The sequence below is a fragment of the Pseudomonas persica genome, from assembly GCF_900291015.1.
In the GTDB taxonomy this organism is placed as follows: Bacteria; Pseudomonadota; Gammaproteobacteria; order Pseudomonadales; family Pseudomonadaceae; genus Aquipseudomonas.
Genome location: NZ_OLKL01000011.1, coordinates 139,187 through 153,232, shown reverse-complemented (window position 1 = coordinate 153,232; position 14,046 = coordinate 139,187). Strand labels below are relative to the sequence as shown.

Sequence of the window (14,046 nt, the reverse complement as noted above, 5' to 3'; positions counted from 1 at the left end):
TTGGCGTTTTGCAAACTGGCTTGGGCCGGGTGGTTACGATGAACGGTAACCCAGCTGGACTTACTGCGGGAGCGGGCGTGCCCGCGAACACCGGCATAGCCGGTACCATCCACCGGGTCGCCTGATTCGCGGGCACGCCCGCCCCCACATCTATTTGCACTAGTCAGGGAATCGGTTTTTCCAATTGAGTACGCAGCCGGCTCATTGCCTGCAAGTTGCTCTTGCGCACAGCATCGACAAACCCCGGGTAAGGCATATCGGTGATCGCCACCAGCCCGAGGTGGCCGTTCTCGCCATCGAGCAGGCGCCCACTGGCCGGCTGGTCAAGGTACTGGAACCAGTGCGCGCCAACGATCATCGGCTGCGCCAGGGCCGCCTTGAGGAAGTTGCCGTAGGCCGGGCCGCGGTCTTCTTCCCGCGCCAATTCCAGCGGCCCCGGCCAGAACGGCCCGCGATCGCGCGAGCCGAACTGGAACTCGGACACCAACACCGGCTTGTCCAGCTCGGCCAGGCGAGCGAAGTCGTAGCCATCCTGCGGCTTGAGGGTATAGAAGTTGAAGCTGAGCACATCGCAGAACTCGGCACAGGCCTTGACCGCCTCCGGCGTGCTGACGGCATAGCGCCCCCCCAGCAGCAGGTGATTGGGCGCATGCCACTTCAACGAGTCGGCAATGGTCCTGAAGTAGGTTTCGGCGAACACCTGCTGGAAGTGCTGGTAGTCACGCTCGATTTCCGGGTGCTCCGGGTTGGGCAACGGTGCCTCGAAGCCCGGGTCCTCCATCAGCTCCCACGCGGTCAGCTCGATACCCCAGGCCTTGGACAGCCCTTCCTGGTTGCGGTACTTGTCACGCAACTGCTTGAGGAAGGCGCGCTTGGCCGGCACATCGGTGGTCAGGCGCAAGGTTCCGTAGGCCAGGCCGTAACGCGCCTTCGGGTCGCTACCGGGGGCGGCCCAGGCCAGTTCGTTGTCAGCGAAATAGCCGATCAGCCAAGGGTCGTCACGATGATCGCGAGCGGCAATGGCCACGGCGCGCTCGGTGGCCATGGCAAAACGCGGGTCGAACGGGTCGGGCATGCTGCCCCACCAGTCCATGCCGGTACTGATGCTGGCGTAATCCCCCACGATCGACAGCGGCAAGGTGTACGGCATGCGCCTGGCCTGGCCCAGGGCCGGCTCACTCCAGTTGCCGACCGTGTTGAAACCCCAGGCCTGCAGGCGATCGAGCGCATGCGCCTGCCAGCGGGCGGCATCCAGCGCCAGCGCCGGGCAGTTGGCCGGCTGCCCCTCTACCGCGGGCGGGCAGGGTTTGCCATAGGTGCGCTGCAGGTTGGCGGCATAGAAATCGAACCAGCGCCCCTGTTTGAAGTTGCGCCCTTGCGACGAGGCGTTGCCGTCGTCGTTGTTGCCGTCGCCATAGAATGCGGCCAGTGCATCGCCCTCGCCCGGCAACGCCTTGAACATCCCCTCACGCCCGGCCACGTAGGTACGCCCGCCATCCGCGGCCACGGCATTCACCCCCAGGGAATAGAACGGATGCCCCTCGGGCGTTACCAGGTACCAGCGGCCGTCACGCTTTTGCGTGCGGAAGAAACCTTTGGCCTCGAACGCCGGCCCGGCCAGCAGGCCACCGTACGCGTCCAGTTGCTGCTTGCCACGCTCTGCCAGCCAGCCTTTGAGCTGTTGCTGCTCGCGCACATCGGCCGCCTTGAGCTGCTCGTCATTGGCAACCTTCTCTGGCCAATGGCCGCGAGTGGACTGGCCATAGGCATCGATCAGCTCGTGGTAGGCCGCCTTGTAGGCCTGGTCATCATCCTGGATGCCCACCCGCTCGATCAGCAGGTTCTGCGCCACCTTGGGGTTGGGGATACTCAGGCTGACCGCGGCCACCTGCTTGAGGTCGACCGCACCGGTGCTACTGGTCAGCAGCAGGCGCTGGCCGCCATGGTTCCAGGGCATGGGCGGGCCGGCGCGCATGCCCTGGCTCAGCGGCGAGCGGGCCGTCAGCGGTACCATCACGGTTTGTGCAGGACCGGCCGGCAGGTCGATGCGGCTGGTCAACGTGCGGCCATCACTGCCCTGCACCATGACATCCACGGTCAGCGCCCAATCCATCGCGCTTTGCAGGCGCAAGGTCAGGAATTGCCCGCCAGACCAGTCCCACACACCGCTTTGCGGGCTCAGGCGCAGGGTCGGCCGCTGGGCCGGGTTGAACACCACGCGCCGCAATACTTCGCCTTCCGCCGTCTGCTCCGCGTTGTACTGCGGCATGCCGGCATCCTCGGTCGCCACATTGACCACCGAGGCCGGGCGCACGAAGCTGAACAGCGTCTGCTGTCCAGCCAGCAAGGGCGAGCTGAACAACAGGGCGAAAACGGCGGGCAGGGTACGGCGGACCATAAGGCTGGTGCTCTCCTTCAGGGCCCTCATGGCCCACGACTGAGTAATGGACAACGCGCCGGAGCAAGTGCTCCGGCGGTCAGGAAATTTCCCGCCGGAACGGCGGCAGCGCATTGAGAATAGCCTTGCCGTAGCGCTGGGTGACCAGGCGCCGGTCAAGCAAAGTGATGACACCACGATCCTGTTCGGTTCGCAGCAGGCGGCCGCAAGCCTGGATCAGCCGCAGCGAGGCGTCGGGCACGGCAATTTCCATGAAGGGGTTGCCGCCACGGGCCTCGATCCACTCCGCCAGCGCCGCTTCGACCGGGTCGTCCGGCACGGCAAAGGGAATCTTGGCGATCACCACGTGCTCGCAGTAGGCGCCCGGCAGGTCGACACCCTCGGCAAAGCTGGCCAGGCCGAACAGCACGCTGTGCTGGCCATCGTCGACCCGCGCCTTGTGCTTGTTAAGGGTTTCCTGCTTGGACAGGTTGCCCTGGATCAGCACCAGCTTGCGCCAGTCACGGTCCAGCCCATCGAACACGTCCTGCATCTGCTTGCGCGAGGAGAACAGCACCAGCGCACCGCGGGCGCCCTCGACAATGTTCGGCAGCTCGCGGATGATCGCCGCGGTATGCGCCGCCGCATCGCGCGGGTCGGCCTTGAGGTCGGGGACCCGCAGCAGGCCGGCATCGCCATGCACGAACGGGCTGGGCACCACACAGGTGACCGCGTCACGCGGCAACCCCGAGCGCATGCGGAAGCGGTCGAACTTGCCCAGCGCGGTCAGCGTCGCCGACGTCACCAGCGCGCCATGGGCCACACTCCACAGGCTGCGGCGAAGCATTTCGGCGGCCAGGATCGGGCTGGCGTTGACTTCGATGTCGAACAGCGCACCGCTCTCGGCCAGGGTCAGCCAGCGGGCCATGGGCGGGCTGTCTTCCGGGTCTTCGGCGGTAAAGGCTGTCCACAGCTCCCAGTTGCCCTGGGCACGGGTGACCAGGCTACCGAACAGCGGGTACCACTCCTCGGCCTGATGGCTGGCGATGCCGATGTTGACCTCGCCGTCCATGCCTTCCTTGAGCAGGTCGGCCAGGCGGGTGAACAGGTCGTTGAGGCGGGCAAAGCCCTTTTTCAGCTCGATGCCCACTTCGCGGATCTGCTCCGGCACCACGCCGCCTTCGAAGCGGTAGCGCGGGCGCTCACGGCCTTCGTTGTCCTCGCTGGGGCGGAAGTCGGCAACCTGCTCGCACAGGGTGAACATGAACTGCTGCTGGGTGCGCACTTCCCGCGCGAGCTCCGGCACCTGCTCGATGTACTTGCCCAGGTCACCGGGCAGCGGGTGCTGGGCCAGCAGCTTGGTCAGGTTCTTGGCAGTCTGCTCCAGCCAGTCGGCAGTAGAGCGCAGGCGCGAATAGTGGGCGAAATGGCCGATGGCCTTGTCTGGCAGGTGGTGGCCTTCGTCGAACACGTACATGGTGTCGCGCGGGTCGGGCAATACCGCGCCGCCACCCAGGGCCAGGTCGGCCAGCACCATGTCGTGGTTGGTGACGATCACGTCGACCTTGCCCATGCCTTCGCGGGCCTTGTAGAACACGCACTGCTGGAAGTTCGGGCAGTGACGGCCAGTGCACTGGCTATGGTCGGTGGTCAGGCGCGCCCAGTCCTGGTCTTCCAGGGCTTCGGGCCAGCTGTCGCGGTCACCGTCCCAGCGGTTGCCGGCAAGCTTCTCGATCATGCTGTTGAACAGCTTCTGGCTGCGCTCGTCGACTTCGATGCGGAAGCCTTCTTCCTCGAACAGCTGCGCGGTGGCCGACTGGGCGTGGCCCTCCTGCAGCAGGATGTCGAGCTTGGACAGGCACAGGTAGCGGCCACGGCCCTTGGCCAGGGCGAAGCTGAAATTCAGCCCGCTGCTGCGCATCAGGTCGGGCAGGTCCTTGAAGACGATCTGCTCCTGCAGCGCCACGGTGGCGGTAGCGATCACCAGCCGCTTGCCGGCAGCCTTGGCGGCCGGAATGGCAGCCAGGCTGTAGGCTACCGTCTTGCCGGTACCGGTGCCCGCCTCCACGGCCACCACGGCAGGCTCGCCGGCACGGCGGCCCTCTTCGTCACAGGCGATGTCGCCGAGCACCTTGGCCACTTCGGCGATCATCAGGCGCTGGCCATAGCGCGGCTTGAGGCTCTTGGCTTCGAGAAAACGCGTATAGGCGCCCTGGATGGTGGCTTTGAGTTCGTTGCTGATCATGGTCTGCAGGCGCCCGGAGGGCTGGATATATTTTCAGTGTTGCGCATGGGGCGGCTATCATACCCCGCTATTGCCCTTTATGCCGCATGGAGATCCGGATGCTTGCCTTTGCCCTGCCCTACACACTGCATGTCCTGGCCGCCCTGGTGTGGGTCGGCGGCATGTTCTTCGCCTGGCTGGTGCTGCGCCCGGCAACGGTTGCAGCCCTTGAGGGGCCTGCCCGGCTGCGCCTGTGGGTGGAAGTTTTCCGACGCTTCTTCGGCTGGGTCTGGCTGGCCGTGGCGATTTTGGCGATAAGTGGTATCGGCATGTTGCACATGCGCTTCAGCGGCTTCGAGACTGCACCGAAGTATGTGCAGGTGATGATCGGTGGAGGCATCGCCATGTTTGCCCTGTTCATGCGCATCCAGGCGTTGCTGCTGCCGGAACTGAAGGCAGCGGTACAGGCCGAGGACTGGCCGGCGGGTGCGGCAGTGCTGGGGCGGATTCGGCGGATGGTGGGGATCAACCTGCTGCTGGGCCTGGCCGTGGTCGCGGTGGCCAGTTCGCGCCTGATGAGCTGATGCTGCCTGCACCGGCCCTATCGCCGGCAAGCCAGCTCCCACAGGCACTGCACATGGCTTGCGGCCGATGCGGTCGGGGTGGGAGCTGGCTTGCCGGCGATAGGGCCAGCACGGGTTTTCACAGGCGCTGCAGGATCAGTTCGCCCGCAGCTCCCGCCAACCCGGGCTGGCCCGGCTGCCCCGGGCGGCCATTGGCACCGGCATCGGTGCGGTACACCAGGCAACCCTTGCTCGCCCCGCCTTTACCGGCCTTGCCTGCAGCCCCGGCCTTGCCCGGTGCACCACCGTCCAGGCGCACCACGATGCGCTCCTGCGGGAAGCCCTGCGGCACGCTCAGGCGGATGCGCCCACCCGGCGCGCCATCATGCCCGTCGCCGCCGTCATCGCCATTGGCACCGCGGCTGGCCTGGCCCCAGGTGCAGCCACCGGCCTGGCCGTTGGCGCCATCGAGCCCGACGTAACCCGGCGCGCCGGCACCGCCACGGGCATCGATCGCCAGCCGCTCGGCATCCACTTCAGCCAGCTTCAGGTCCAGGCTGCGGCCCGACCGGGCTCCCCGCTGGTAAGTGCCCGCCGCCCCCGGTGCACTGAATTCGCTGCCCTCACCCAGCCGCGCGCTGCGCGCCTCGATCAGCAACGGGTTATCGGACGGTGCAATGGCGATACGCGCATCGCGCTCCAGCTCCAGCTGGTCGACCTTCAATTCCGCGAGCGAGGCAGGCAGCAGCAGGGTTGCGGCGTCGGCAACACGCAGGTAGGCAAGGTGCACGCTGGCCGACTTGTCGGGCAGGCGCAGCATGGAATTGGCAGCGACCTCCAGGCTTTCGGCCTGGGCCAGGGGAGCGGCCAACATGGCCAGCAACATCAGATTACGCATTTCGCGGCGCCTCCTGCGCTCGGGGAATGGACATGACATGGAAGATACCCGTCAACAGGATTTGCAAACGATCGAACCAGCGGTGGCTGCGCCCGCGCAGGCTGCCATTGAAGAACAGCATTTCGAGCAGGTGCAGGCCCAGCAAGGCGATGCCCGCGGCGTTGATCAGCAAATTGAAGGGCAAGGGTTGTGGCATCAACTGATTGAACAACACCACTCCCCAGAAAGCGACTGTCAGGGCCTTGCCCAGGCCCAGGATGAACTTCATACCCCGCCCCCATAGATTGTTGTTATGTCGAGACAGCCCGTTCGAGCGGGCCATGCGACCAACATTAACTGCAATGCCAAGGCAGGCGCCAGCACCGCTCAGTTGAGGTGCAGTTCCACCCGTCGGTTGCGGGCGCGGCCCTCCTCGCTTTCGTTGTCGGTGAGCGGTTCACTCTCGCCGCGCCCCTGGCTGGTGACCTTGCCCGGCGCCAGCCCTTGGCCGATCAAGTACTTGGCCACGCTGCCGGCACGGCGTTCGGAAAGTGTCTGGTTATAGCTGTCGGAGCCGACGTTGTCGGTATGCCCGATCACGCTGACCCTGGCCACCGTCGGTGAATCGAGTTTCGCCACCAGGCCTAGCAGGCGCTGTTGAGCCGCCGGGGTCAGCTCGGCGGAATCGAAGGCGAACATCACTGCGCCGTTGTCATCCAGGATGATTACCTCTGGCGAGGGTTCAGGTTCAGTGGCAGGCGGCGATGCAGGGTACAGCTTCAACGGGCAACCCATGTGGTCGACCGCAGTGTTGGCGGGGGTATCGGGGCAACGATCGCGGCGGTCGAAAATGCCGTCGCCATCTTCGTCACCATCCTGGGCGTAACAGATCAGGCCCCCGGCAATGGCACCAAGGGCACCGCCGCCAGCCGCCCAGCTCGAACTTTCGATGGCGCCCAGGCCGCCACCGACCAGGCCACCGAGCAGGCTGCAGATGGGCCAGGTCCTTTGGTTGAGGGGCGCGCTGCCATCGCTGTGGGTGGCGCAGCCGGCGAGCAGGCTGGCAGCCACTAACAGCGGCAACGCCGCCTTCGACGTCACACTCATGCTGAATGCTCCTGTGTCATTGGCCACGAACGGCTGACCGCCGTGCCGACACGCCCGTGCCACTGCTCAGGGCACGGGCGTACGCCGTTCTAGCGCTGGATCTTGATCTCGGTACGGCGGTTCATGGCACGCCCGTCGGCCGTGGCGTTGTCTGCCACCGGCTGAGTTTCACCGGCACCGACCACCGACACGAAGCTGCTGCGCGGCACACCGCTCTGGACCAGGTAATCGGTCACCGAGTGGGCACGGCGCTCGGACAGTTTCTGGTTGTAGCTGTCGGAGCCGACGCTGTCGGTATGGCCGCTGACACTCAGGCGGGCGGATGGTGCTTCCTGTTTCAGGCGCGTGGCAATAGTGTTGAGGCGCTCCTTGTCGCTGGCGGTCAGGCGCGCAGAGTCGAACTCGAAGTGCACATCGCGGATGACGATGACTTCTTCCTTCTGCACTACCACTTCCTCGACCACCGCAGCCGGCTCCGGCGGGCAACCGTTGGCATCGACCTGCACACCGCGCGGGGTGCCTGGGCACTTGTCACGGCTGTCCGGCACGCCGTCGCCATCCTCGTCGCCATCGCCATGGGCCCAGCAATAGCCCGCCGCCAGGCCACCGCCCAGCAACGCGCCCCAGCCAGCCCAGCTGGAACTCTCGATGGCGCCCAAGGCAGCGCCACCTACACCCCCGACGGCGGCACATTTCGGCCAGTCGGTCTTTTGCAAACCTGCACAACCAGTCAACACACTGGTGAGCAGGACCAGGGGTATCGCTGTGCGTACTATGCTCATTTCATTGCTTCTCCTAGGGGGAATCGGCATAAGGCCGATCTCTGGGAGTAAAGACCGAGCATTTGATCCCTGCCACCAATAAGCCACGACACAGTCACATGCCTCTTTGCCCGCACGCTGCGGCCCGCTAGTCTTGGACGACTTCAACGAGGATTGCCAATGACCGACGGTTTTTCCCAGCGCACCCCGCAGCAGGCCCTGGCGGCCCTGCTGGAGCGCTTCACCCCGCAACGCCTGCTGCTGGTCGGCACGCGCTTCCCGGCACTGGACGCTTTCGCCCAGGCGCACCCACAGGTAACCATCGCCACTGCCGCCCCAGGCCCGCTACCGGCCGAACTGGCAGCCCAGCGCTTTGACCTGGCAGTACTGGTGGACTGCCTGGAGCACCTGCCCAAACGCACCGGCCTGGAATTGCTCGGTGGCATTCGCAACCTCAATGCCAGCCGTGTCGCGGTGCTGGCCGACCTGGCCGCCTGCGGCTGGCAAGACACCGATTTCTTTGCCCTGGCCCTGGCGGCCAGCGAGAAATTCCGCCGTGACCAGCAGGTATTGAGCCTGTTCACCTATGATCTACATGACTACAAACAGGTACCGGACTGGCTCAACGCCAAGTTCTGGGCCAACCCTGAAAACTTCGGCAAGTACTGGTGGTGATGATGAGTGTCTCGGTCTGCCCTTGTGGCAGTGGCAACCTGCTCGACGCCTGCTGCGGGCATTACCATGCCGGCACCCCGGCACCGGATGCCCAGGCACTGATGCGCTCACGCTACAGTGCCTACGTGCTGGGCCTGATCGACTACCTGGTGGCCACCACCCTGCCGGCTCAGCAAGCCGGCCTGGACCGCGCCGCCATGGCCGCCTGGAGTGCCCAGAGCACCTGGCTGGGCCTGGAGGTGGAAAGCGCAGAAGTGCTGGGCGGCCAGCCGGAGCATGGTTTTGTCACCTTCACCGCACGCTGGCACGATCAGGAGGGCGACCATCAGCACCGCGAGCGCTCGGCATTCGTCCAGCATGCCGGGCGCTGGTACTTCATCGACCCTACGGTCGGGCTCAAGGCCGGGCGCAACGACCCCTGCCCTTGCGCCAGCGGCCAGAAGTTCAAGAAGTGCTGTAACAATTACCTACCAACGAGTTGAGGTAGGCAAGCCGCACCATGAGCAAGGTTTTCAGCTATATCAGATTCAGTAGTGCAAAGCAGTCAGCAGGCGACAGCTACGCGAGGCAGGTCAAAGCCGCCAAGGCATTCTGTGATGAGAACGGCCTAGAAATGGCCGATCCGAGGGAATACCTGTTCTTCGATGCAGGCCGCTCAGCGTTCAAGGGCAAGCACCTTGACGATACTGGCGAGCTTGCTCGATTCCTGAGTTACGTTGAGGACGGCACGATTCCACCCGGTAGTTATCTGGTTGTGGAATCACTGGATCGTCTTTCCCGTGAACGAGTGCGTGACGCCCTTCCTAGGTTTCTCGACCTGCTGGCCAAGGGCATCAACGTCTACACCAGTGTGGACAAACGCCTGTACACGAAGGACTACAACGAACTCGACCTGATCATTTCAATCATCTCAATGTCACGTGCCCATGAGGAGTCGGCAACCAAGGGTGGCCGGGTATCCTCTGCATGGCGTGCGAAACAGAAGGAAGCTCGCACCATTGGCAAGCCCTTGGGCAAGCTCCGTCCTCTCTGGCTAGATGTGACACCAAATGGCTATGTGCTCAACCCTGACAAAGCTGCCGTTGTTCGCCGCATCTTCGACCTTTCCACCAAGGGTCACGGTTCCCGCATCATCGCAGCCACATTGAATCAAGAAGGCATACCTGCATTCAGTGCAGGAAGAAAGAACTTCTCTGGTTTGTGGGGTTTCTCAACAGTGCGTCACATCCTCGACAGCCGGACGACCCTCGGGGAGTATCAGCCTCACATATTCATTGATGGCAAGCGAACGCCTGATGGCGACCCGATCAAGGGCTACTTCCCCTCCGTAGTGACGGAGGATGAATTCTACCTAGCCCAAGCTGCCCGAACGTCTCGCAAGACACACAGCGTCACGAAGGCCACCACCAATTTCAATGTGCTGGCGGGCATCCTCAATTGTTACAAGTGCGAGTCAGCCATGCACCTCCAAGGACAGCGTGGCCGTAAGTATTACAAATGCTCCAAGACAACCAGAGGACTGTGTGAATCGCCCTTGGTTTCCTAGACACTCTCCAAGCTCAGAAAATAGCGTTTCTCATACTCTACTGGTGACAGCTGCATAGCACTGCTGTGTCGGCGTTTAGGGTTATAGAACATCTCGATGTAATCGAAAATATCACTTCGGGCTTCGTCACGCGTTCCGTAGATCTTTCGTCGGATTCGCTCCCGCTTCAAAAGCTGGAAAAAGCTCTCGGCTACGGCGTTGTCATGGCAGTTTCCTCGCCGACTCATACTGCTAATCACGTTGTTGGCCTTCAAGAAACTTTGCCAATCTGAGCTACTGAATTGGGCGGATTCAACCGGTCGTCGCAACACCTTGATCGAGGTGTTTATGGGACGACCCGCAGGATGGATGCAAAAATTGACGGGCCGGGGAGCGATGCGTTCTCCAGGTGCACCCTCACTTCGTAATGAGATCGAGCGGCTATTTTGGGTGCAGATTGCAACAGGCATCACAAGCGAAAAGGCAGCACATGCCGTTGGCGTATCAACAGCGGTAGGTACACGCTGGTTCCGTCATCGAGGCGGGATGCCATTATTCATGTCGAATCACATATCAGGGCGATACTTATCGTTTGCAGAGCGAGAAGAGATTGGGCTGCTTCGAGCGCAAAGTGTTGGCGTTCGTGAGATCGCCCGTCGCCTTGGACGAAGCCCATCCACAATTTCACGGGAACTGACACGAAATGCTGCTACCCGTTGCGGTCGGCTTGAATATCGAGCGTCAGTAGCGCAATGGAAGGCAGAACTGGTGGCCAAGAGGCCGAAACCAGCGAAACTGGTTACTAACCCGCGACTGCACCAGTACGTACGCGACCGCCTTGAGGGCAAGGTTCAAGACGCCGATGGTCGTGAGATTTCTGGGCCTCGGCAAGCGCCCTTCAAAGGCCGAAATAAACCGCATCGCAGTGACCGTAAATGGGTCAATGGCTGGTCGCCTGAACAGATTGCCAACAGGCTCCAGATCGATTTTCCGGATGATGAATCCATGCGCATCTCTCATGAAGCCATATATCAGGCGCTCTATATTCAGGGTCGAGGAGCTCTCAAGCGCGAACTGGTGAGCTGCCTGCGCTCAGGACGAGCATTGCGCGTGCCGAGAGCCAGAGCGCAGGCCAAAGTGTGGGCACACGTCAGCGAGGACGTCATGATCTCCAGTCGCCCTGCTGAGGTAGAAGATCGGGCTGTACCCGGGCATTGGGAGGGCGACCTGATCATCGGTCTGAACCGGTCTGCGATTGGAACTCTGGTCGAGCGCTCAACTCGATTTACCATACTCGTCCATCTGCCTCGCGAGAAAGGTTATGGGCTAATTCCCCGCACGAAGAACGGCCCGGCGCTGGCTGGGTATGGGGCTGTTAGTATGGCCAACGCATTGAAGAAGACGGTGACAGATCTTCCCATCGAGCTGTGGCGGTCTTTGACCTGGGATCGTGGAAAGGAGCTGTCGGATCACGCTCGATTTACCATCGAGTCCGGAGTAAAGGTTTTCTTTGCTGATCCACATAGTCCATGGCAGCGCGGCACAAACGAAAATACGAACGGCCTTCTACGGCAATATTTCCCGAAAGGCACTGACCTCTCTCGTTGGAGTGCCCAAGAAATACAGGCGGTAGCTCACGTACTTAACACTAGACCTCGAAAAACACTCGGCTGGAAAACACCTGCCGAAGCACTGAATGAGTATCTAAAGTCTGTACAACAATCCAGTGTTGCGACGACCGGTTGAGTCCGCCTGAATCATCACTTGCTGCTGTGGCTTGCGGCGCCACACGGCCATCAACATCGCGTCGATCGCCAGGTCGCTGCACATCCTGGGCTTCATTGACCAGCCAATCACTTGGCGGGAAAACAGATCCAGCACTACCGCCAGGTACAGCCATCCTTCATAGGTGCGGATGTAAGTGATGTCTGTCACCCAGACCTTGTTCGGCTCACTGACCTTGAACTGCCGCGCAAGGTGGTTAGGCGAGGCGACGGTTGGCTTTCCGCCATAAAATCCTGGGCGACGTCGATAACCCGTTTGCGAACGCAGCCCCTCTGCCTGCATCAAGCGTCCGACTCGATTTCGCCCACAGATCTCTCCCAGCTCTCTCAGGTCATCGTGAATCTTGCGATAGCCATACACCCCTCCGCTTTCTAACCAGGCCTGCTTGATCAAGCCAAGCAGACGTTGATCTTCTTTTGCTCGGGCAGATTGAGGCTTGGCCAACCAAGCGTAGTAGCCGCTGGGGTGCACGTTGAGGGTTTGGCAAAGGCGACGCACCAGGTAATCAGTCGAGTGCTTCTTGATGAAGGCGTACTTCAGCCGGACTCCTTGGCAAAGTACGCGGCGGCCTTCTTTAAGATGTCTCGCTCTTCAGTCACGCGCTTGAGTTCGGCGCGTAGCTTGCGCAGTTCGGCCTGCTGATCGTCATCTGGCTGACGCTGCTCTTGGGGCTTGCTGTAGACCTTGATCCAGGCGTAGAGGCTGTGCACGGACATGCCCAGGCGCTGGGCGACATCGGCGACAGGCTTGCCTTTCTCGGTCACTTGCTTGACCGCTTCGATCTTGAATTCTTCGGGGTAACGCTGACGACTCATGGCACCTCCTATTTGGACCTCATTATGAGGCTTGGAGGTGTCTACGAAACCAAGGGCGATTCAGAAACCCCAATTCATTCTCGAAGTGCATCCGTAAATTTCCGGCGGGATAGGAAATTGCTAGAAAAAGGACTCAAGCTCCGGGTGGCAAAGGGCTAGCTTTTTCGTTCTCTCTCTCATACCCTCCTACGGAATCCATCGTAGTGCTTGCCAGCAGGGACGAAATCTAGTGAACGACATGATCAAGGGTTTTCCGGGTGGCTCAAAGTCACGTGTCAACGCTGCTGGTTATAGCATCCGTGACCAGCGTGCAAGCGCTGAAGACATACAAGTCATTGACGAGTGGAGAGCCGCCCACCGTATTGTGCTCAACACCTTTCAAGCCAGCTTGAGAAGTCGCACGCGGGGCAAGAAAATCGTTGTTGCTCAACGGCACAAACGCAAAAACACGATCTTCAATAAATTGATGCGACTTCCAAAAATGGAATTGTCCCGCATGGATGATGTGGCGGGATGTCGCCTCATATTTCGCACGATTGAAGAGCTATATGAATTTCGTGAGAGCTTTCATAAAGCGCGCTTCAATCACAAGCGAAAAAATGAAACCGATAAATACGACTACATCAAACGACCGAAGCAAACAGGCTACAGAGGCATCCACGATGTCTACTCATATGATGTGCGATCAAAAAACGGTGATCAGTATCGTGGGTTGCTTCTCGAAATCCAATACCGAACACTAGTTCAACATGCATGGGCGACAGCAGTGGAAGTTATTGGCTTCATCACTGAAAGCCAGCCAAAGTTCCAGCAGGGCGACAAACGTTATGAAGAAGGCATGGCCCTTGCTAGTGAAATTCTCAGTCGAGCCCACGAGGGGAAGACTGGCCCATTTCCTGAATTGACCAATGCCGAGGTTCTAGAGCGTTTTGATCAGATTGATCGGGACATTCACATTGTCAGAACCCTTACCGGTCTGAACTCTTCAGAGACGGTATATACGGATAGCCGAAACACTATTTTGATCTTCAAAGAAGATGGCAGTCTCGAAGTAAAGAACTTCAAGGAGGCACCTGACGCTTTGAGGGAACTATTTAGATTGGAGAGAGAGCATCCATCACTCGATGTTGTTCTAGTTAAGGCGGACACGAACGAAGAAATTCGAATGGCGTTCAAAAACTACTTCTCCGATGCGAAGGACTTCATCAAGCTCCTAACTGAAGGGCAGCAAAAACTTGATTGACAGGCATAAGAGCTAGAGGCGCATGCAAATTTCCATACATTTTAGTATATCGAAAATTTATATTTCCTTCGCACTCTATGAGAAACTACCGACA

12 protein-coding genes and 2 pseudogenes are annotated in these 14,046 nt (G+C 61.0%); 6 read left to right on the top strand and 8 right to left on the bottom strand.

Annotation, left to right across the window (positions count from 1 at the left end; translation table 11 throughout):
* Positions 1 to 163: 163 nt before the first annotated feature.
* Together FQ664_RS06340 and dinG are read right to left on the bottom strand one after the other, a co-directional pair.
* Positions 164 to 2,398, bottom strand: coding sequence for a beta-galactosidase (locus FQ664_RS06340; RefSeq protein ID WP_144170901.1), 2,235 nt, complete (start codon positions 2,396 to 2,398; stop codon positions 164 to 166).
* Positions 2,399 to 2,477: 79 nt separating this feature from the next.
* Positions 2,478 to 4,622 carry an ATP-dependent DNA helicase DinG gene (gene dinG / locus FQ664_RS06335; protein ID WP_144170899.1) on the bottom strand — a complete coding sequence of 715 codons (2,145 nt, stop codon included), beginning with the start codon at positions 4,620 to 4,622 and terminating at the stop codon, positions 2,478 to 2,480.
* A gap of 98 nt (positions 4,623 to 4,720) precedes the next feature.
* Here dinG and FQ664_RS06330 point away from each other — a divergent pair, with 98 nt between their 5' ends.
* Positions 4,721 to 5,185 (top strand): CopD family protein, encoded by a 465-nt coding sequence (locus tag FQ664_RS06330; RefSeq protein WP_144170897.1) that lies wholly within the window; start codon positions 4,721 to 4,723, stop codon positions 5,183 to 5,185.
* Between the two features lie 118 nt (positions 5,186 to 5,303).
* Here FQ664_RS06330 and FQ664_RS06325 read toward each other — a convergent pair whose 3' ends face one another.
* From FQ664_RS06325 to FQ664_RS06310, 4 genes are all read right to left on the bottom strand, one after another.
* The gene (locus FQ664_RS06325; protein ID WP_144170895.1) at positions 5,304 to 6,062 is read right to left on the bottom strand and encodes a collagen-like protein; all 759 of its coding nucleotides are present in this window, start codon (positions 6,060 to 6,062) and stop codon (positions 5,304 to 5,306) included.
* A complete protein-coding gene (locus FQ664_RS06320; protein WP_144170893.1) occupies positions 6,055 to 6,330 on the bottom strand; it encodes a DUF1145 domain-containing protein in 276 nt (91 codons plus the stop codon). The genes FQ664_RS06325 and FQ664_RS06320 overlap by 8 nt, the downstream gene beginning before the upstream one ends.
* Positions 6,331 to 6,428: 98 nt before the next feature.
* Positions 6,429 to 7,148 (bottom strand): PA1041 family peptidoglycan-binding anchor lipoprotein, encoded by a 720-nt coding sequence (locus FQ664_RS06315; RefSeq protein WP_144170891.1) that lies wholly within the window; start codon positions 7,146 to 7,148, stop codon positions 6,429 to 6,431.
* A gap of 89 nt (positions 7,149 to 7,237) precedes the next feature.
* Positions 7,238 to 7,930: a PA1041 family peptidoglycan-binding anchor lipoprotein gene (locus FQ664_RS06310; protein ID WP_144170889.1), complete on the bottom strand. Its 693-nt coding sequence runs from the start codon at positions 7,928 to 7,930 to the stop codon at positions 7,238 to 7,240.
* A gap of 159 nt (positions 7,931 to 8,089) precedes the next feature.
* Between FQ664_RS06310 and FQ664_RS06305 the strand changes: the two genes are divergently transcribed.
* From FQ664_RS06305 to FQ664_RS06295, 3 genes are read left to right on the top strand one after another with little or no spacing between them, the layout of a single operon-like run.
* Positions 8,090 to 8,584 (top strand): DUF6231 family protein, encoded by a 495-nt coding sequence (locus tag FQ664_RS06305; RefSeq protein WP_144170887.1) that lies wholly within the window; start codon positions 8,090 to 8,092, stop codon positions 8,582 to 8,584.
* Positions 8,585 to 8,586: 2 nt separating this feature from the next.
* Positions 8,587 to 9,066 (top strand): YchJ family protein, encoded by a 480-nt coding sequence (locus FQ664_RS06300; protein WP_144170885.1) that lies wholly within the window; start codon positions 8,587 to 8,589, stop codon positions 9,064 to 9,066.
* A gap of 17 nt (positions 9,067 to 9,083) precedes the next feature.
* Positions 9,084 to 10,130, top strand: coding sequence for a recombinase family protein (locus FQ664_RS06295; RefSeq protein ID WP_256675882.1), 1,047 nt, complete (start codon positions 9,084 to 9,086; stop codon positions 10,128 to 10,130).
* Here the strand turns inward: FQ664_RS06295 and FQ664_RS06290 are convergent.
* A pseudogene (locus tag FQ664_RS06290) lies at positions 10,127 to 10,423 on the bottom strand (IS3 family transposase); the annotation flags it as partial. The gene FQ664_RS06295 and the pseudogene FQ664_RS06290 overlap by 4 nt on opposite strands.
* Before the next feature lie 55 nt (positions 10,424 to 10,478).
* Here FQ664_RS06290 and FQ664_RS06285 point away from each other — a divergent pair.
* Positions 10,479 to 11,855, top strand: a complete 1,377-nt coding sequence (locus FQ664_RS06285; RefSeq protein WP_144170883.1) for an IS30 family transposase — start codon at positions 10,479 to 10,481, stop codon at positions 11,853 to 11,855.
* On the opposite strand, the pseudogene FQ664_RS06280 reads toward FQ664_RS06285, so the two are convergent.
* A pseudogene (locus FQ664_RS06280) lies at positions 11,856 to 12,709 on the bottom strand (IS3 family transposase); the annotation flags it as partial.
* A gap of 238 nt (positions 12,710 to 12,947) precedes the next feature.
* Here FQ664_RS06280 and FQ664_RS06275 point away from each other — a divergent pair.
* Positions 12,948 to 13,952: a RelA/SpoT domain-containing protein gene (locus tag FQ664_RS06275; RefSeq protein WP_144170951.1), complete on the top strand. Its 1,005-nt coding sequence runs from the start codon at positions 12,948 to 12,950 to the stop codon at positions 13,950 to 13,952.
* Positions 13,953 to 14,046: the final 94 nt, after the last annotated feature.